The 18,183-nt window shown below is 71.5% G+C and carries 18 protein-coding genes; 10 read left to right on the forward strand and 8 right to left on the reverse strand.

All coding sequences use genetic code 11. The features are described from left to right. Nucleotides 1–79 precede the first annotated feature (79 nt). Complete coding sequence (locus ACLLJJ_RS25000) at nucleotides 80–1,831, reverse strand: acetyl/propionyl/methylcrotonyl-CoA carboxylase subunit alpha (protein WP_434595578.1); 1,752 nt, start codon at nucleotides 1,829–1,831, stop codon at nucleotides 80–82. A 359-nt stretch (nucleotides 1,832–2,190) separates the two neighbouring features. Here ACLLJJ_RS25000 and ACLLJJ_RS25005 point away from each other — a divergent pair, with 359 nt between their 5' ends. Further along, nucleotides 2,191–2,655 (forward strand): hypothetical protein, encoded by a 465-nt coding sequence (locus ACLLJJ_RS25005; protein ID WP_434595580.1) that lies wholly within the window; start codon nucleotides 2,191–2,193, stop codon nucleotides 2,653–2,655. Between the two features lie 27 nt (nucleotides 2,656–2,682). Here the strand turns inward: ACLLJJ_RS25005 and ACLLJJ_RS25010 are convergent, their stop codons facing one another. The 3 genes from ACLLJJ_RS25010 to ACLLJJ_RS25020 all read right to left on the reverse strand — a co-directional run bounded on the left by ACLLJJ_RS25010 (nucleotide 2,683) and on the right by ACLLJJ_RS25020 (nucleotide 4,342). Next, on the reverse strand, nucleotides 2,683–3,288 hold the full coding sequence (locus ACLLJJ_RS25010) for a Maf family protein (protein WP_434595582.1): 606 nt from the start codon (nucleotides 3,286–3,288) through the stop codon (nucleotides 2,683–2,685). A 498-nt stretch (nucleotides 3,289–3,786) separates the two neighbouring features. Continuing rightward, complete coding sequence (gene mmpB / locus ACLLJJ_RS25015) at nucleotides 3,787–3,915, reverse strand: morphogenic membrane protein MmpB (protein WP_434595584.1); 129 nt, start codon at nucleotides 3,913–3,915, stop codon at nucleotides 3,787–3,789. A gap of 106 nt (nucleotides 3,916–4,021) precedes the next feature. After that, nucleotides 4,022–4,342 carry a hypothetical protein gene (locus tag ACLLJJ_RS25020; RefSeq protein WP_434592928.1) on the reverse strand — a complete coding sequence of 107 codons (321 nt, stop codon included), beginning with the start codon at nucleotides 4,340–4,342 and terminating at the stop codon, nucleotides 4,022–4,024. A 101-nt stretch (nucleotides 4,343–4,443) separates the two neighbouring features. On the opposite strand from ACLLJJ_RS25020, the gene ACLLJJ_RS25025 reads away from it, so the two are divergent. Then, the gene (locus tag ACLLJJ_RS25025) at nucleotides 4,444–5,490 is read left to right on the forward strand and encodes an IS630 family transposase (RefSeq protein WP_434592930.1); all 1,047 of its coding nucleotides are present in this window, start codon (nucleotides 4,444–4,446) and stop codon (nucleotides 5,488–5,490) included. A gap of 34 nt (nucleotides 5,491–5,524) precedes the next feature. Here the strand turns inward: ACLLJJ_RS25025 and ACLLJJ_RS25030 are convergent, their stop codons facing one another. Next, nucleotides 5,525–6,172: a TetR/AcrR family transcriptional regulator gene (locus tag ACLLJJ_RS25030; protein WP_434595586.1), complete on the reverse strand. Its 648-nt coding sequence runs from the start codon at nucleotides 6,170–6,172 to the stop codon at nucleotides 5,525–5,527. A gap of 78 nt (nucleotides 6,173–6,250) precedes the next feature. Here ACLLJJ_RS25030 and ACLLJJ_RS25035 point away from each other — a divergent pair, with 78 nt between their 5' ends. Then, nucleotides 6,251–7,522 (forward strand): SGNH/GDSL hydrolase family protein, encoded by a 1,272-nt coding sequence (locus ACLLJJ_RS25035; RefSeq protein WP_434595588.1) that lies wholly within the window; start codon nucleotides 6,251–6,253, stop codon nucleotides 7,520–7,522. An 85-nt stretch (nucleotides 7,523–7,607) separates the two neighbouring features. On the opposite strand, the gene ACLLJJ_RS25040 is transcribed toward ACLLJJ_RS25035, so the two are convergent. Both ACLLJJ_RS25040 and ACLLJJ_RS25045 read right to left on the reverse strand, forming a co-directional pair. Then, nucleotides 7,608–7,814 (reverse strand): acyl-CoA carboxylase epsilon subunit, encoded by a 207-nt coding sequence (locus ACLLJJ_RS25040; RefSeq protein WP_434595590.1) that lies wholly within the window; start codon nucleotides 7,812–7,814, stop codon nucleotides 7,608–7,610. 34 nt (nucleotides 7,815–7,848) lie between these two features. Continuing rightward, the gene (locus tag ACLLJJ_RS25045; RefSeq protein WP_434595592.1) at nucleotides 7,849–9,453 is read right to left on the reverse strand and encodes an acyl-CoA carboxylase subunit beta; all 1,605 of its coding nucleotides are present in this window, start codon (nucleotides 9,451–9,453) and stop codon (nucleotides 7,849–7,851) included. Between the two features lie 105 nt (nucleotides 9,454–9,558). Between ACLLJJ_RS25045 and ACLLJJ_RS25050 the strand changes: the two genes are divergently transcribed. From ACLLJJ_RS25050 to hutH, 5 genes are all read left to right on the forward strand, one after another. Continuing rightward, complete coding sequence (locus tag ACLLJJ_RS25050) at nucleotides 9,559–10,440, forward strand: biotin--[acetyl-CoA-carboxylase] ligase (RefSeq protein ID WP_434595594.1); 882 nt, start codon at nucleotides 9,559–9,561, stop codon at nucleotides 10,438–10,440. Between the two features lie 470 nt (nucleotides 10,441–10,910). Beyond that, the gene (locus ACLLJJ_RS25055) at nucleotides 10,911–12,023 is read left to right on the forward strand and encodes an adenylate/guanylate cyclase domain-containing protein (RefSeq protein WP_434600513.1); all 1,113 of its coding nucleotides are present in this window, start codon (nucleotides 10,911–10,913) and stop codon (nucleotides 12,021–12,023) included. Nucleotides 12,024–12,103: 80 nt separating this feature from the next. Continuing rightward, complete coding sequence (locus ACLLJJ_RS25060; RefSeq protein WP_434595596.1) at nucleotides 12,104–12,946, forward strand: enoyl-CoA hydratase/isomerase family protein; 843 nt, start codon at nucleotides 12,104–12,106, stop codon at nucleotides 12,944–12,946. A gap of 59 nt (nucleotides 12,947–13,005) precedes the next feature. Next, nucleotides 13,006–14,145 (forward strand): diguanylate cyclase domain-containing protein, encoded by a 1,140-nt coding sequence (locus ACLLJJ_RS25065; protein WP_434595598.1) that lies wholly within the window; start codon nucleotides 13,006–13,008, stop codon nucleotides 14,143–14,145. Between the two features lie 117 nt (nucleotides 14,146–14,262). Continuing rightward, entirely contained in the window at nucleotides 14,263–15,807 is a 1,545-nt protein-coding gene (hutH, locus tag ACLLJJ_RS25070) for a histidine ammonia-lyase (RefSeq protein WP_434595600.1), read from the forward strand. A gap of 25 nt (nucleotides 15,808–15,832) precedes the next feature. On the opposite strand, the gene ACLLJJ_RS25075 is transcribed toward hutH, so the two are convergent. Beyond that, complete coding sequence (locus ACLLJJ_RS25075; RefSeq protein WP_434595602.1) at nucleotides 15,833–16,135, reverse strand: hypothetical protein; 303 nt, start codon at nucleotides 16,133–16,135, stop codon at nucleotides 15,833–15,835. A 129-nt stretch (nucleotides 16,136–16,264) separates the two neighbouring features. Here ACLLJJ_RS25075 and ACLLJJ_RS25080 point away from each other — a divergent pair, with 129 nt between their 5' ends. Next, nucleotides 16,265–16,591 (forward strand): hypothetical protein, encoded by a 327-nt coding sequence (locus ACLLJJ_RS25080; RefSeq protein ID WP_434595603.1) that lies wholly within the window; start codon nucleotides 16,265–16,267, stop codon nucleotides 16,589–16,591. 262 nt (nucleotides 16,592–16,853) lie between these two features. Then, a complete protein-coding gene (locus ACLLJJ_RS25085) occupies nucleotides 16,854–18,125 on the forward strand; it encodes a L,D-transpeptidase (RefSeq protein ID WP_434595605.1) in 1,272 nt (423 codons plus the stop codon). The last annotated feature ends 58 nt before the right edge of the window (nucleotides 18,126–18,183 follow it).

The raw sequence follows: 18,183 nt of genomic DNA on the forward strand, positions 1-18,183 counted from the left end.
GGGGGCGGGGCCTTCGTACGGCTCTACCTGCGTGCGGCGGGCTGCACGCGTGGAGCCAGGGTACGACTGCTTCGTACGGTCAGCCCTTGATCTCGCAGATCATCGCGCCCGAGGTGACGGACGCGCCGACCTCCGCCGACAGGCCCTTGACGGTGCCCGAGCGGTGCGCGTTCAGAGGCTGCTCCATCTTCATGGCCTCCAGGACGACGACGAGGTCGCCCTCCTTGACCTCCTGGCCCTCCTCGACCGCGACCTTGACGATCGTGCCCTGCATCGGGGACGCGAGGGTGTCGCCGGAAGCCGCCGAAGCGGACTTCTTGGCGGCGCGGCGCTTGGGCTTGGCGCCGCCTGCCGCGGCGGTGCGGGCCAGCGTCATGCCCAGCGAGGACGGCAGCGAGACCTCAAGGCGCTTGCCGCCGACCTCGACGACGACCGTCTCGCGGCCCGGCTCGTCCTCGGTGTCCACATCGGTGGGGACGAAGGCCGGTACGTCGTTGACGAACTCGGTCTCGATCCAGCGGGTGTGCACCGTGAACGGGTCGGCGGTGAAGGCCGGGTCGACGACCACCTTGCGGTGGAACGGGATGGCCGTGGCCATGCCCTCGATGTTGAACTCGCCCAACGCGCGAGAGGCGCGCTGGAGCGCCTGCTCGCGGGTGGCGCCGGTGATGATCAGCTTGGCGAGCAGCGAGTCCCAGGCGGGGCCGATGACCGAGCCCGACTCGACGCCCGCGTCCAGCCGCACGCCGGGGCCCGACGGGGGAGCGAAGGCGGTGACGGTGCCGGGGGCGGGCAGGAAGCCGCGGCCCGGGTCCTCGCCGTTGATACGGAACTCGAAGGAGTGACCGCGCACCGCGGGGTCGCCGTAGCCGAGCGCTTCGCCGTCGGCGATCCGGAACATCTCGCGGACCAGGTCGATGCCGGTGACCTCTTCGGTGACCGGGTGCTCCACCTGGAGGCGGGTGTTGACCTCAAGGAAGGAGATCGTGCCGTCGACCCCGACGAGGAACTCGACGGTGCCGGCGCCGACGTAGCCGGCCTCCTTGAGGATGGCCTTGGACGCGGCGTACAGCTCGGCGTTCTGGGCCTCGCTCAGGAACGGCGCCGGGGCCTCTTCGACCAGCTTCTGGTGCCGGCGCTGGAGCGAGCAGTCACGCGTCGACACGACGACGACATTGCCGTGGCTGTCGGCCAGGCACTGGGTCTCGACGTGCCGCGGCTTGTCGAGGTAGCGCTCGACGAAGCACTCGCCGCGGCCGAAGGCGGCAACGGCCTCGCGCACCGCGGAGTCGTACAGCTCCGGGATCTCTTCGAGCGTACGGGCGACCTTCAGGCCGCGACCGCCGCCGCCGAAGGCCGCCTTGATGGCGATCGGCAGGCCGTTCTCCTCGGCGAACACCACGACCTCGTCCGACCCGGAGACCGGGTCCGGCGTGCCGGCGACCAGCGGAGCACCCGCGCGCTGCGCGATGTGCCGGGCCGCGACCTTGTCACCGAGGTCGCGGATGGCCTGCGGCGGCGGGCCGATCCAGGTCAGGCCCGCGTCCAGCACGGCCTGCGCGAACTCGGCGTTCTCGGACAGGAATCCGTAGCCGGGGTGAATGGCGTCGGCACCCGAGTCCTTGGCCGCCTGGAGCACCTTGGCCATGTCCAGGTAGCTGGCGGCCGGAGTGTCACCGCCCAGGGCGAATGCCTCGTCGGCCGCGCGGACATGCAGAGCATCCCGGTCCGGGTCGGCGTAGACGGCTACGCTCGCGATCCCGGCATCTCGGCATGCTCGGGCAACGCGGACAGCGATTTCGCCACGGTTGGCGATGAGCACCTTGCGCACGATGGCTCCCTCCTTGAAACAAGCTGATTTTAGGGACTGCCGACACGACGTTACGACCCGTCCCCAATGGTGAGCTTGCCCACACAGAGCGTGTTCGAGGTCCGCGCGAGTCCTGAATTCCCTTGCCGCATCACGGTACGACGGGTTTCTCCTCCGAACAGTAGCCTTCCTGTGTGGGCAAGGTCTCTGTTACAGGGGTTACCGCCACCCCTGCTTTCTTTGTCGGGTCCCTACGAACGCCCGAAAGATTCTTTGCTGCGCGTCATGACTTCGCGCGACCTCTTGTCCAGAGGTTTACCCGTGAGTAGCCTTCGCGCTGTCGTGCGTACTTGAGGTAACAGCGGAAGAGGGTGGGCGCCGTGGCGCGCAGACCGATAGCTGCCGTGGCTGCGGCTGTGCTGTTCGTCGAAGCCGTCGGGATCGTTTTCGTCAACTGGATCCTCGGCAAGGTCGTTGACGGCCAGTCGATGTCCCTGGCCGGTCTGGATCCCGGCGTCATGGCCACTTCCACCTGGGTGATGGGCGGCTTCTTCGGTCTCTATCTGGTGTGCTGCGGAGCGGTGCTGCTGCGCAGCGCGCTGTCGGGCAGGCCGCCGGGGCGCATCGGCCGCATTCTGCTGATCGTCTGCGCCGTGGTGCATGTGGTGCTCGGGGCGCTGGCGGTCGGCCTGGTGGGCTGGCCCGCGTTCGTGCTGATGATGGTCGAGTTCGGGCTGATCGTCCTTAACCTCATCGCGTACGGTCCGCGCGTCGAGGGGGACGGGGCCGATCCGGTGGACGCGCCGAAGGCGGGGCCGGAGAACGGGGCGCCCGCGCCGGCCTGACGCGCCGTGCCCGCGCTCCGGCGGCTGTCAGACCCACAGATCGGTGATCGAGATCCCCAGCTCGCCGAGGAGCCGGCGCAGCAGCGGCAGGGACAGGCCGATGACATTGCCGTGGTCGCCCTCGATGGAGTCGATGAAGGGCGCCGAGCGGCCGTCGAGCGTGAAGGCCCCGGCGACGTACAACGGCTCGCCGGTCGCGACGTACGCGGCGATCTCGGCGTCGGTCGGTTCGCCGAAGCGGACCGTGGTGGACGCGGTGGCGGCGGCCCTGCGGCCGGTCGCGGTGTCGATCACGCAGTGGCCGGTCTGCAGGATGCCGACGCGCCCGCGCATGGACTTCCAGCGGGCGGTGGCGTCCTCGGCGTCGGCGGGCTTGCCCAGCGCCTCGCCGTCGAGTTCGAGCACGGAGTCGCAGCCGATGACCAGCGCGCCGGATACCTCGGGGCGGCCCGCGACGGACGAGGCCTTGGCCTCGGCGAGTACGAGCGCCAGCTCGCCCGGTGTCGGAGCGCTGACCGCGTCCTCGTCGACGCCGCTGACGACCACCTCGGGAGCGAGCCCGGCCTGCCGCAGCAGCCCGAGGCGGGCGGGGGAGGCGGAGGCGAGGACGAGGCGGCGGCGGGGATCAGTCATGCGGCTAATCGTAGGACTCCGGGGAACGCCCGGTGGACGGCCCCGGTGCCGGTCCTCAAGCGCCGGACCGGCTGCGGCCCTCTCGGACCGCTCGGCCCACTGCGGCCGGTCGCCCACCGACCCACTCCCCGCTCGCCCTGGCCCACTTCGGCCCGTCCGGCGTGGGAGGACCGGCGCCGGCGCGGTGTTGTAGGGGGCGCCCGCGTTTCCCACCCGGCCCACGTGTGGCCGCCGCGCACTCCCGCCCCGCCCACTTCAGCCCGTCCGGGGCTGGGGGGCCACTTCGGCCCGTCCGGCGTTTGAGGACCGACGCGTGGGGCGGCCCCGGCCTGCTCCCACCCCGCCCATGTCAGCCGTCCGGCGTTTGAGGACCGGGGTGTGGGGCGGAGCCCCAGTTTCGGGAAGGGGCGGGTAGGGGAACAGCGCCGCAGGCAACCCGCACCGCACCGGCCCGCACCGCGAGGCCACCCGCACCCGCACCCGCACCCGCACTCCCGCTCAGTACACGCCCAGCACAAACATGGCGACCACCATCGCGAGCGCGAGCAGCAGCCCCATGCGACGAAGCATCGCCTCCGTCTCACGCAGCTCTTTGGGGGGCTCATCCTCCGGGTCGGACCACAGCATGCAATCGATCCTGCGGCCGTGAGGCCCCCGGCGCCTGAGTACCCGTACTCAAAAGCCGCCCTGCCTGTGGACTAGTGCTGCTCCGCGCAAGTTCGTGGAGGGGTGTTCAGGTGTCGAGGTAGAGGTGGCAGGCGCAGTCGAGGGCTTCTTCGGGTGAGCCTGCGGGGAGGCCGCTGGGCAGGATGTTGTCTTCGTAGCCGTCTCGGCTGGCGAGGTAGAGGGCGAAGCCCCACGTGTGCAGGACGCCGGTGAAGCGCAGGCGGCACAGTGGCAGGCACTCGCCGTCCGTCAACTCACCCTCCACGTAGGCGAATCCGGCCCGGTAACGGACCTTCACTCCGGCGAGCTGGGGCCAGCGGTTGCGGGCGTGGTCGTTCAGGCGCTGACGCAGGGAGTGCTGCATCGATTCCGGCGGGTTCTTCGGCACGGGACCCATCCTGCACGCCCTTCCCCGCGATGCGCCATGATCACCGGCAGATCGCAGGGGAGGCGAGGGGATCGGTGCTGGTAGCGGAGGCAGTCGCAATCGTGCTGGACGACGACGAAGGGGTACGGGATCGGCTGGTGCGGGCGGCGTCGTCGGTGACAGCACAGGTGCGTCAGGCCCTGCGGGCGCGGATCGTGCTCGCCGCGGCGGACGGGCTGACCAACGGGAGCATCGCCCGTGAGCTGGGGATTTCGGTGAACACGGTCCGTAAATGGCGGGGCCGGTTCGCGGCGGGCGGACTTCAGGGCCTGCTGGACGCGCAACGTTCGGGGCGCCCTCGTACCTACGGGAGCGAGGTGCGGGTCGCGATCGTGGCAGCGGCCACCAGTGCCCCGCCTCATCCGGAGTCGACCTGGTCACACCGCACGATCGCCGCCCAGGTGGCGGGCACCGTGTTCGCGAAGATATCCGCCTCTCAAACCGGCCGGATTCTGGCTGACCTGGACCTCAAGCCGCACCGGGTGCGTGGCTGGCTCACCCGCCGTGACAGCCCCGACTTCTGGGAGCGGGTCGCCGATGTGTGCAGCCTCTACCGCAATCCGCCCGAGGGAGCGGTGGTTCTGTCCATCGACGAGAAGACCGCGATCGCCGCCCGCTCCCGCAGGCACCCCGGCGTCCCGGCCGCACCGGGCCGGGATGTCCGCGAGGAGTTCGAATACCGCCGGCACGGCACCGCCTCCATAGTGGCGGCCATGGACATACGCACCGGCGAGGTGCTGAGCGAGCCGATCGTCCGGAACAACGCGGTCACCTTCACCGCCTTCCTTGCCCGGCTCGATGCGGTCATCGAGCCCGGAAAGGAGATCCACGTGGTGCTGGACAACGGCTCCTCCCACACCGCCAAACACACCCGGAAGTGGTTCCAAGCTCATCCGCGCTGGCGCGTGCACTTCACCCCGCCGCACGCATCCTGGCTCAACCAGGTGGAACTGTTCTTCTCCGCCCTGACCCGCCGGGTCCTGCGGCACGGCGACTTCTCCAGCCGCGACGACCTGATCGACAAGATGGACCACTACGTCATCGCGCACAACGAGAAGGCCAAGCCCTACCGCTGGACCTACGACGGCACCCCGCTCAAGACCTCCTGATCAACACCCCTCCACGAACTTGCGCGGAGCAGCACTAGCCCCGCTGAGTCGCCCGGGGCACGTACGCCCCCGCCCGCGCCGCCGCGAGCGCCGCACCCGCCGCCCGGTCCGCGTCCGCCTCGGTCACCGCTTCGCGGCTTACCGCGAAGCGGTAGTAGAGCGGCGCGGAGACCGCCCGGATCACCTCGCCCGCATCCGTCCCGGCCGGCACCTCGCCGCGCCCGACGGCCCGCTCCACGCAGGGCGCCCACTCGCGGATGCGGGTCGCGTAGAAGCCGTTCAGCGCGGTCGCGCACTGCGCGTCGCACGCGGCGGCGGCGATGACCGCCTGGAATACGGCGCCCATCCGGGGGGCGGTGAGGGTCTGTCGTACGAGACGGGCGTTGGCCAGCAGGTCACCCTCCAGTGAGCCGGTGTCGGCGGCGGGCAGGGACTGTTCGGCCATGTCGCTCAGCAGGTCGGAGACCAGGCCGACCGACGAGCCCCAGCGCCGGTAGACGGTGGTCTTGCCGACGCCCGCGCCCGCCGCGACGCGGTCCATGTTCAGGGCGTGGAAGCCCTGTTCGACCAGGGCGTCCTGGGTGGCTTCGAGGACGGCGGCGCGGACCTTGGCGGTCCGGCCGCCCGGCCGCACGCTGCCCGGTGTGGCCGCGGGGCCACCCAAACGGGAATTCTGTTCCATTAATCGCTCCGACTCTGCTACGGTCCTCACATCTTAACGGAACTCACCACCCATTAGGGTGATTGAAGGAGCATTGCCGTGCACATTCACCGCGTACGCCGCACCGTGGCCCCCGTCCTCGTCGCAGGTCTCGCCCTCGGTCTGCTCGGCGCGGCGCACGCGTCGTCCGCGTCCCCGGAGCCGGCCCCCGCCGAGCAGCGGTCCGCGCACTGGACCGCCGCGTGGGGCGCCTCGCCGCAGAGCCCCAGCACCGGCTTCACCCCGAACTGGTCGCAGGAGGGCTTCTCCGGCCAGACCGTCCGCCAGGTCGTCCGGGTCACCGCCGCCGGTGAGCGGGCCCGTATCCGCCTCTCCAACGCGTACGGGACCTCACCGCTGCGCATCACCGGCGTCACCCTCGCCCGTACGGACAAGGGGGCCGCCGTCGAGCCGGGCAGCGTCCGCCACCTCACCTTCGGCGGGAAGCGATCCGTCGCGATACCGGCGCACGGCGAACTGCGCAGCGACGCCACGCGACTTGGGCTGAAACGGCTGGAGTCGGTGACCGTCACCCTCTACCTCGCCGGGACCACCGGGCCCGCCACCTACCACTCCCAGGCCTGGACCGACAGCTACCGCGCCGACGGGGACCAGCGGGGCGTCACCTCCGCGGCAGCCTTCACCGACACCACCCAGTCCTGGTACTACCTGTCGGGCGTCGAGGTCGGCGGCGACCGGGGCCGCCCCCGCGCGGACGGCATCGTCCTCTTCGGGGACTCCATCACCGACAGTTTCGGCTCGACCCCGAACACCGACCGCCGCTACTCCGACGCGCTCGCCGAGCGCACCGGACGGCCCGTGATCAACCAGGGCATCGGCGGCAACCTCGTCCTCAACGACTCGGCCTGGTACGGCGAGCGGGCCACCGCCCGCTTCGGCCGCGACGCCCTCGACCAGCCCGGTGTCTCCACCGTCGTGCTCCTCGAAGGGCTCAACGACATCGGCTTCAGCGAGGCGAAGGACCAGCCCACCTACAAGCCCTCACCGGTCGTGCCGGCCGCCGAGCTCATCGCCGGGTACCGGGAGCTGATCCGGGCGGCGCACGCGAGGGGCCTGCGGATCGTCGGCTCCACGCTGCTGCCGCTCAAGGGCTCCGACCACTGGGGTGAGCACGCGCGGCGGGTCAGCAACGAGGTGAACGACTGGATCCGCGCCTCGGGGGAGTTCGACGCGGTCGCCGACTTCGACCGGGTCCTCGCGGACCCGGCCGACGCCGAACGGCTCAACCCGGCGTACGACTTCAAGGATGGCCTGCACCCGAACGACGCGGGCTACCGGCTGATGGCGAAGACCGTCGCCGACGTTCTCTGACACGCGCGGAGGGGAGGGAGCGAACGGAGGGCCGGACCCGTCACTCCGTCACTCGGGTCCGGCCCTCCGCCTGCGACGTCGCGCGCTACGCGGGCCAGTACGTCCGGCTCCACGCCTGTGGGCCCGGCCGCGGCATCGAGTGGCGTGCCACCCGCGCCGGGTCCGCCCAGGCGGCCGCGGGCTCGTGGGCGCCGGACGGTGAGCCCTCCGCCGCCGCGGCGCGTGCCTGGACCACCGCGAGTGCGGCGGCCAGCTCCTCCGGTGTCGGGTTGCCCCGTACGACCTTGATCATCCGAACGGCCCTTCCTGGCGGGGACTGGGGGGGGCTAGAGGGGGATGTTGCCGTGCTTCTTCGGCGGCAGCGACTCGCGCTTCGTACCCAGCTGACGCAGCCCGCGCACGATGTGGCGGCGCGTCTCCGACGGCATGATCACCGCGTCGACGTAACCGCGCTCGGCCGCCACGTACGGGTTGAGCAGGGTGTCCTCGTAGTCGGCGATCAGCTCGGCGCGGGCCGCCTCGGGGTCGTCGGATGCGGCGATCGTCCTGCGGTGCAGGATGTTCACCGCGCCCTGCGCGCCCATGACCGCGATCTGCGCGGTCGGCCAGGCCAGGTTGAGGTCGGCGCCCAGGTGCTTGGACCCCATCACGTCGTACGCGCCGCCGAAAGCCTTGCGCGTGATGACGGTGATCAGCGGGACCGTGGCCTCCGCGTACGCGTAGATCAGCTTGGCGCCGCGCCGGATGATGCCGCCGTACTCCTGGTCCACGCCCGGCAGGAAGCCAGGCACGTCCACGAAGGTGATGACCGGCACATTGAAGGCGTCGCAAGTACGGACGAAGCGCGCCGCCTTCTCGGAGGCGTTGATGTCCAGACAGCCGGCGTACTGCATCGGCTGGTTGGCGACGATGCCCACCGGGCGGCCCTCGACCCGGCCGAAGCCGGTGAGGATGTTCGGCGCGAACAGCGCCTGGGTCTCCAGGAACTCGGCGTCGTCCAGCACATGCTCGATGACCGTGTGCATGTCGTACGGCTGGTTGGCGCTGTCCGGGATGAGGACGTCGAGCTCACGGTCCTCGTCGGACGTCTCCAGGTCCGCCACCTCGGGGAAGGCGGGGGCCTCGGTGAGGTTGTTCGACGGCAGGTAGGACAGGAGGGACTTGACGTACTCGATGGCGTCCTTCTCGTCACCCGCCATGTGGTGCGCGACACCCGAGGTGGTGTTGTGGGTGCGCGCGCCGCCCAGCTCCTCGAAGCCCACGTCCTCGCCCGTGACCGTCTTGATGACGTCGGGCCCGGTGATGAACATGTGCGAGGTCTGGTCGACCATCACCGTGAAGTCTGTGATGGCGGGCGAATACACCGCGCCGCCCGCGCACGGGCCGACGATCAGGCTGATCTGCGGTACGACGCCCGACGCGTGGACGTTGCGGCGGAAGATCTCGGCGAACAGGCCGAGCGCGACGACACCCTCCTGGATGCGTGCGCCACCGCCGTCGTTGATGCCGATGACCGGGCATCCGGTCTTCAGGGCGAAGTCCATGACCTTGACGATCTTCTCGCCGTAGACCTCGCCGAGCGAGCCGCCGAAAATGGTGAAGTCCTGCGAATACACGCAGACCGGGCGGCCGTCGACCATGCCGTAACCGGTGACGACCCCGTCGCCGTAGGGACGGTTCTTCTCGATGCCGAAGTTGGTCGAACGGTGCCGCGCGAACTCGTCGAGCTCCATGAACGATCCCTCGTCCATGAGCAGCTCGATCCGTTCGCGCGCCGTCAACTTGCCCTTGGCGTGCTGCTTTTCGACCGCGCGCTCGGAGCCCGCGTGCGTCGCCTCTTCGATACGGCGCTGCAGATCCGCGATTTTTCCCGCGGTCGTATGACTGCTGTGTGCATCGACATCGGCGTTGGCGATCTCGGCCTCTGACATCGGGATGGGGCTCCCTGCCTGGTCAACGGACGGCTACTGACACGTAGCGTAGTGGCGCGGATGCCACTCGGCAGTGCGTCGTTTGCCACACCTACGCTGGGTTGCATGACGCCTCCGGATGCTCCAGACGCACGCTGGTCCGACCTCGGCCGACCGCCGCTGAACGCTCCCGCGCTGCGGCGCGCGCTGCTTCGGCCCGACGGGCTGTGGACGTCGTTGGACGTCGTGTCCGCCACCGGCTCGACCAACAGTGACCTGGCCGCGCGCGCGGCCGACCTGCCCGAGGGCGCGGTGCTCGTCGCCGAGGAGCAGACACAGGGCCGTGGGCGCCTCGACCGGCGCTGGTCGGCGCCCGCGCGCTCCGGGCTCTTCTTCTCCGTGCTCCTGAAGCCCACCGAGGTGCCTGTCGAGCGCTGGGGCTGGCTGCCCCTGCTCACCGGCGTCGCGGTGGCCACCGCGCTGTCCCGCTCGGCCGGCGTGGACACGGCCCTGAAGTGGCCCAACGACCTGCTGGTGACGGTCGACGGTGAGGAGCGCAAGGCGGGCGGCATCCTCGCGGAGCGCGCGGCGGACGGTGTCGTGGTCGGGATCGGCATCAATGTCTCGCTCGCCGAGCAGGAGCTGCCCGTGCCGGGCGCGGGCTCGCTGCTGCTCGCGGGCGCCGCCTCCACCGATCGCGACCCGCTGCTGCGCGCGGTGCTGCGCTCCCTGGGCCAGTGGTACGCCGATTGGCGTACGGCAGGCGGCGACCCGGCGGGCAGCCGCCTGCAGGAGGCGTACGCGGCGGGCTGCTCGACACTCGGCCGTACCGTACGGGCGGAACTGCCCGGCGGCCGGTCGCTGACCGGGGAGGCGGTGGCGGTCGACGGCGACGGGCGGCTGGTGCTGGCGACGGCGGACGGGATGCAGGAGCCGGTGGGCGCGGGCGACGTCGTACACCTGCGGCCGGGTCCGGGTACAGAGGAGACACCGGGGACGGGGGAGTGAGGTAGGGCACACCTGCCGTATCGTTGAGGCGATCCGCGACAGATCGCGCGACGACAGAACGGCAGGACACAGGCAGTGCGCAGGGAACGGGCAGGAGGCGGCAGGTGACCGTCGACGACACGGCGTCCGGCGCGGGGTCCGCTGCGGGGGACGGAGCGGCCGCGGGGCCGCGGGGTGACGGTGCGACGTCCCGCGCGGGTACCGGGGCGGACGACGACACGCCCGCACGGCCGGGTGCCGGAGCGGCGGACGGTGCGCGGGCCCGTAGGGGCGCGTCCGGTGACGGCGAGGCCTCCGCGGCGGACGCGGCGGCTGATGAGGCCGCGGACGGGGCGCGGGAGCCTGCCGGGGACCGCGCCGAGGCCGGTCCCGGGTCCTGGCGTGAATCCCGGGCGCAGACCGGCGCGGAGCCGGACGGTGCCGGGGCGTGGGCCGACGGGTCCGCCGAGGAGGACGACATCGAGGCCCGGATGGAGCCCGAGGTCTCGCTCCACCCGACCCCGCACCACGCCGTGGACCACACGGCCGAGCCGACCGACGACCCGCTCGCCATCCGCCTGGAACAGCTCATTCTCGGCGCCGAGCGCCGCTACACCCCTTTTCAGGCCGCCCGTACCGCAGGCGTCTCGATGGACCTCGCCTCCCGCTTCTGGCGCGCCATGGGCTTCGCCGACATCGGGCAGGCCAAGGCCCTGACCGAGGCGGACGTGCTGGCCCTGCGACGCCTCGCGGGTCTTGTCGAGGCGGGGCTGCTGAGCGAGCCGATGGCGGTGCAGGTCGCCCGGTCCACCGGGCAGACCACCGCCCGGCTGGCGGAGTGGCAGATCGATTCCTTCCTGGAGGGGCTGACGGAGCCGCCGGAGCCCGGCATGACCCGCACCGAGGTCACGTACCCCCTGGTCGAGCTGCTCCTCCCGGAGCTCGAGGAATTCCTCGTCTACGTGTGGCGGCGGCAGCTCGCCGCCGCGACCGGCCGGGTCGTCCAGGCCGCCGACGACGACGAGATGGTCGACCGGCGACTCGCGGTCGGCTTCGCGGACCTCGTCGGCTTCACCCGGCTGACGCGCCGGCTGGAGGAGGAGGAACTGGGCGAGCTGGTCGAGGCGTTCGAGACGACCGCGGCGGACCTGGTCGCGGCGCACGGCGGCCGGCTCATCAAGACCCTCGGCGACGAGGTCCTGTACGCGGCGGACGACGCGGGCACGGCGGCGGAGATCGCGCTGCGGCTCATCGAGACGATGGCCAACGACCAGGCGATGCCCGCGCTGCGCGTCGGCATCGCCTTCGGCACGGTCACCACGCGGATGGGCGACGTCTTCGGTACGACGGTGAACCTGGCGAGCCGGCTCACGTCCATAGCGCCCAAGGACGCGCTGCTGGTGGACGAGGCGTTCGCCAAGGAGCTTTCGCGGACCGGGGACGCGCCGGTCTCCGAGGCGGAGGCGGCCGTGGAGGCGGAGAAGGCGGAGAAGGAGGGCGTGGCCCCGCCCTCGTACCGGTTCGCGCTGCAGCCGATGTGGCAGCGGCCGGTGCGCGGCCTGGGCACGGTCGAGCCGTGGCTGCTGACGCGGCGGACGCTGTAGGGAGTGCGGGCGGCCCGGAGTCCCCCGGACGCCCGCCACTAGGATCGCCCCGGTAACGGTCGTTAACCGGGAGGGCACCCATGAGCACGAGCGAGCAGCGGCAGTCGCCGCGACACCCCCAGGAACCGCAGCGCTTCGGTGAGTTCGTCGCCGTACGACGGCACGGCGACGGCGGGCACGTGGCCGAGCTGGTGCTCGACCGGCCCAAGGCGATGAACGCCGTGTCCACCGACATGGCCCGCTCCATCGCCGCCGCGTGCGACGCGCTCGCCGCGGACCCGGCGGTACGGGTCACCGTGGTGACGTCCAGCAGTCCGCGTGCCTTCTGCGTCGGCGCCGACCTCAAGGAGCGCAACTCCTTCACGGACGCCGAGCTGGTGCGTCAACGCCCGGTCGCCCGGGGGGCGTACACCGGCGTGCTCGACCTGCCGATGCCCACGATCGCCGCCGTGCACGGCTTCGCCCTCGGCGGCGGCTTCGAGCTGGCGCTGGCCTGCGACCTGATCGTGGCCGACGACACCGCGGTGGTCGGGCTGCCCGAGGTGTCGGTCGGTGTGATCCCCGGCGGCGGCGGTACGCAGCTGCTGCCGAGGCGGGTCGGCGCGGCGCGGGCGGCCGAGCTGGTGTTCACGGCGCGGCGCGTGGAAGCCCGGGAGGCGGCCGGGCTCGGGCTCGTCGACCAGCTGGTGGACGCGGGACAGGCCCGCGACGAGGCGCTGGCGCTGGCCGCGCGCATCGCCGGGAACTCCCCGGTGGGCCTGCGCGCGGCGAAGCGCGCGATGCGGCTCGGGCACGGTCTCGACCTGCGGGCGGGCCTGGAGGTCGAGGACGCCGCGTGGCGGTCCGTGGCCTTCTCGGGCGACCGCGCGGAGGGTGTCGCCGCGTTCAACGAGAAGCGCAAGCCGCACTGGCCGGGCGAGTAGACCGGGAGGCGGGAGGAGCGGAAGGCTCACAATCGTACAAATCATCCTAAGGTGGGGTGATGGGTGAGGATGCGCGGCTACGGGCCGTAGTGACGCTGGCGCAGGCCATGGCGGCGGCGCACACCCCGCGCCAGTCCTGGCGGGCGGCGGCGCTGGGCGCGCGGGACGCGCTGGGCGGCAGCTTCGCCGCCGTCTCGGTGTGGGAGCGGGAGCTAGGCCGGCTGCGTGTGCTCGTCAACGCGGGCACGCTGGCCGAGGGGGAGGAGGACTTCCCCGAGGAGGAGACCTATCCGGTGCACCAGTTCCCGGAGATCGCGGAGTTCCTGCACGAGCAGTGGGCGGGCGGGGGCGAGCCCAACGCCTGGGTCGAGACGGCGGCCGGACCGGCCGAGGGGGACGCCGACGCCGCGGGGTACTGCCATCAGCGCGTCGCCGCGCTGCGCCGCCGCGGGCGCGGCTCCTGTGTCGTCGCGCCGATCGTGCTGCGCGGACGGGCCTGGGGCGAGTTGTACGTCGCCAGGCCCGTCGGCGCGCAGGTCTTCGGCCGGTCCGACGCGGACTTCGCGACGGTGCTGGCCTCGGTGGCCGCGGCGGGCATCGCGCAGACCGAACGGCTGGAGGAGGTCCGCAAGCTGGCCTACACCGACCCGCTGACCGGGCTGGCCAACCGCCGCGCCGTCGACATGGGCCTGGACGCGGCGGTGGAGCGGCACCGGACGTCGGGCACGATCGTCAGTCTGGTCGTCTGCGACCTGAACGGCCTCAAGCGGGTCAACGACACCCATGGCCACGCGGTCGGCGACCGGCTCCTGGAGCGCTTCGGCTCGGTCCTGTCCCTGTGCGGGGCGATGCTGCCCGGCACGTTGGCCGCGCGGCTCGGCGGCGACGAGTTCTGCCTGCTGGCGGTCGGCCCGTCGGCGGACGAGGTGGTCCGGGTCTCCGAGGAGCTGTGCGTACGGGCCGGGGGGATGGAACTGGGCGAGGGCGTCGCCTGCGGGGTCGCGTCGACCGGCGATCCCATCGGTGAGGTGCGCTCGGCCCGTCGGCTGTTCCGCCTCGCGGACGCGGCGCAGTACCGCGCCAAGGCGGCGCTGGCGGCGAAGCCGGTGGTGGCGGGCCGCGACGGGGCGGTGGTCCGGCTGGCGGACTCGCCCCCCTCCGCGCCGCACGACCGCCGCCGCTTCCGGGGGCGGACCTGACGGCCGCCGGTCCTGGAGATCGCCGGGCGGGCGCCGCTGGTCCCGATGGTCACAGGTAAGGGTCGGTCGCGCCTTCCGGTAGTGACACGGAGGAATTCAGTCCGTAGGGTTCTGAATATGGATATGCACACAGTCGTGTTGGGGACGTCCGGGACCACCACCGAGGACGTCATCGCCGTAGCCCGGGGCAACGCCCGCGTGGAGCTCTCCGCCGAAGCCGTCACCGCGCTCGCCGCGTCCCGCGAGATCGTTGACGCCCTGGCCGCCAAGCCCGAGCCCGTGTACGGCGTCTCGACCGGCTTCGGAGCCCTCGCCTCCCGCCACATCAGCCCCGACCTGCGCGCCCAGCTGCAGCGCAACATCGTGCGCTCGCACGCCGCGGGCATGGGCCCGCACGTCGAGCGCGAGGTCGTACGCGCGCTGATGTTCCTGCGCCTCAAGACCCTGGCCACCGGCCACACCGGCGTACGACCGCACGTCGCGCAGACCATCGCCGACCTGCTCAACGCGGGCATCACCCCCGTCGTGCACGAGTACGGCTCGCTCGGCTGCTCCGGCGACCTCGCGCCGCTGTCCCACTGCGCCCTGGCGCTCATGGGCGAGGGCGACGCCGAGGGCCCCGACGGGACGCTGAAGCCCGCGGGTGAACTGCTCGCCGCGCACGGCATCGTGCCCGTGGAGCTGCGCGAGAAGGAGGGCCTGGCGCTGCTCAACGGCACCGACGGCATGCTCGGCATGCTGATCATGGCCATCGCCGACCTGAAGCGGCTCTACACCTCCGCCGACATCACCGCCGCGCTGAGCCTCGAAGCGCTGCTCGGCACGGACAAGGTGCTCGCCCCCGACCTGCACGCCATCCGGCCGCACCCCGGCCAGGGCGCCAGCGCCGACAACATGCTGCGGGTGCTCGCCGGGTCCGAGCTCACCGGTCATCACCAGGACGACGCGCCGCGCGTCCAGGACGCCTACTCGGTGCGCTGCGCGCCCCAGGTCGCCGGCGCGGGCCGCGACACGATCGCGCACGCGCTGACCGTCGCCGAACGCGAGCTGGCCTCGGCCGTCGACAACCCGGTGGTGCTGCCGGACGGACGCGTCGAGTCCAACGGCAACTTCCACGGCGCGCCCGTCGCGTACGTCCTGGACTTCCTCGCCATCGCCGCCGCCGACCTGGGCTCCATCGCCGAGCGCCGCACCGACCGGCTGCTCGACAAGAACCGCTCGCACGGCCTGCCGCCCTTCCTCGCCGACGACCCCGGCGTCGACTCGGGCCTGATGATCGCGCAGTACACGCAGGCCGCCCTGGTCAGTGAGATGAAGCGGCTGGCCGTCCCGGCGTCCGCCGACTCCATCCCGTCCTCCGCCATGCAGGAGGACCACGTCTCCATGGGCTGGTCGGCGGCGCGCAAGCTGCGCACCACCATCGACAACCTGACGCGGATCGTCGCGGTCGAGCTGTACGCCGCCACCCGCGGCATCGAGCTGCGCGAAGGACTCAAGCCCGCGCCCGCCTCGCGGGCCGTCATCACGGCGCTGCGCGCGGCCGGCGTCGAGGGTCCTGGCCCGGACCGCTTCCTGGCGCCGGACCTGGCCGCCGCGGACGCCTTCGTGCGTGCGGGCAGCCTCGTCGAGGTCGTCGAGCCGGTGACGGGACCGCTCGCTTAACCAAGGGGATGCGGGGCGCCGCGCGTCAGGCCGGGCGCGCGGCCCTTCCCATCGAGAAGACGACGAAGGCGGCGCCCGTACCGAGGAAGGCCGTGCCGCCGACCAGGTACGGGGTGGTGTCCACGCTGCCCGTGTCGGCGAGTCTGAGGCCCTCGGCGGACGCGGCCGACTCCGCGGACGCGGCCGACTCGGCGGCGGCGGCGGACTGCTGATCCGCCTTGACCTGGGCGGCCTTCTCCGCGGTCGCGTTGGCGGACGGGACGAACCACAGGGCGCACAGCAGTGTGCCGGCGGCGGTGGCGGTCAGTAGCGGTCGACGTGCGGACACGTTATCGATCCCCCTTGATGGTGCCGGGAATTGGCCGTGTGTGCCGATGCTAATGAAAGCAACGGGTCGCGGGAAAGTCGTGAGGGTCAGGTGCCCTCGTCGGCGGCCCGGCAGCCTACGCTCGGACGCATGACTGAAACCGACACATCACGCTTTGTCCGCCTCCAGGTGGAGCTCGTAGTGGAAGTGACCGACCCCGGGGCGCTCAGCGCCGCGGCCCTCGCCGCCGTCGCGGCGGACGAGGCGGGGGCGGACGGCGATCGCATGCATGCCCAGGACAGTGTCAGGGAAGACGTGGCGGAGGCCCTCGCCCAGCTCGTGGACCCGTTGGACCTGGTCGGCGACGTCCCCGGGGTGGTGCTCGCGCAGGCCTCGTGGAGCAGCGAGCAGATCGAATACGACCCTGAATCCTTGGAGTGGGACCTCGATGAGGAGGAAGTGGAGGACCGGGCGTAGCGTCCCTGGAGCACTCGTCGTAGAACTTGTCGCGTCAAAGCCGCCCGCCGCTGCAACCGGCGGCGGCGCGGCTGCGTCGATGAGATCGACGAACGAGTCGGCGGACAAGGCGAGCCGGCGTGCGTCGGCGGTCGCCGGCGAGTGGTGTTCCCCACATCTTCCCCGGATGTGGAACGGACGCCTCGGAATGCGTGTTGTAAGACATTGGCAGGGAAACGCTGTCCAGCGACTCTGCCCGGGGACTTGTGGGGAATCGGCAACGATGGAGAAGCGTGTGATGACGGACAGCAAGCGGCGCCGCAGGGGCCTGACGGTCGCGTCCGCTCTGCTCGGCGGCGTTCTGGTGCTTTCTGCCTGTAGCGACGACGGCGACAAGGGCGGCAGTAGCGCCGAAGGCTCGAAGAAGTCGCAGGCCGAGGTGGACGCGGCGGCGGCCAAGGAGACGTCGAAGGCGCGAATAGCGATCACTCCCAAGAGCGGCGCCGACAACGTCGGCATCAACCGCGGCACCAAGGTCGCCGTCAGTGACGGCAAGCTGACCGAGGTCGTGATGACCGCGGCCGACGGCACGAAGATCGCGGGCGCCATCGCCGCAGACGGCAAGAGCTGGAAGCCGTCCGGGCAGTTGGAGCGCTCGACCACGTACAAGATCACCGCGACGGCGGCGGACCCCGAGGGCCGCAAGGCGCACGAGAACGGCTCCTTCAGCACCGTATCGCCCGCCAACAGCTTCATCGGGAACTTCACCCCCGAGGACGGCTCCAAGGTCGGCGTCGGCATGCCGGTGTCGATCAACTTCGACAAGGCGATCACCGACAAGAAGGCCGTCCAGGACGCCATCACGGTGACGTCGAGCAGCGGCCAGGAAGTCGTCGGCCACTGGTTCAGCCCGCAGCGCCTGGACTTCCGCCCGCAGGAGTACTGGAAGGGCGGCTCCCAGGTCTCCCTGAAGCTGGCCCTCGACGGCATCGAGGGCGCCGAGGGGCTGTACGGCGTTCAGGACAAGACGGTCAACTTCACCGTCGGCCGCAACCAGGTCAGCACCGTCGACGCCAAGACCAAGACCATGACGGTCACGCAGGACGGCAAGACGGTCAAGAGCATCCCGATCTCGGCGGGTTCGGTCGACAACCCGACGTACAACGGCGCCATGGTGATCTCCGAGAAGTTCAAGGAGACCCGGATGGACGGCGCGACGGTCGGCTTCACCGACGACGACGGCAAGGGCGAGTACGACATCAAGGACGTGCCGCACGCCATGCGGCTGTCCACGTCGGGCACGTTCATCCACGGCAACTACTGGGGCGCCGACTCGATCTTCGGCAGCGCCAACACCAGCCACGGCTGCGTGGGCCTGAACGACGCCAAGGGTGCGAACGACCCGAACCAGCCCGGCGCGTGGTTCTTCAACAACTCGATCGTCGGCGACGTGGTCGTCATCAAGAACTCCCCGGACAAGACGATCAAGCCGGACAACGGCCTCAACGGCTGGAACATGGACTGGGCGCAGTGGCAGGCCGGCTCCGCCGCCTGATCCGCTTCACCTGCTTCGTACGGCGGCGGGCGTCACCCCTGGTGGGTGGCGCCCGCCG

The organism is Streptomyces sp. A5-4 (assembly GCF_051131715.1).
In the GTDB taxonomy this organism is placed as follows: Bacteria; Actinomycetota; Actinomycetes; order Streptomycetales; family Streptomycetaceae; genus Streptomyces.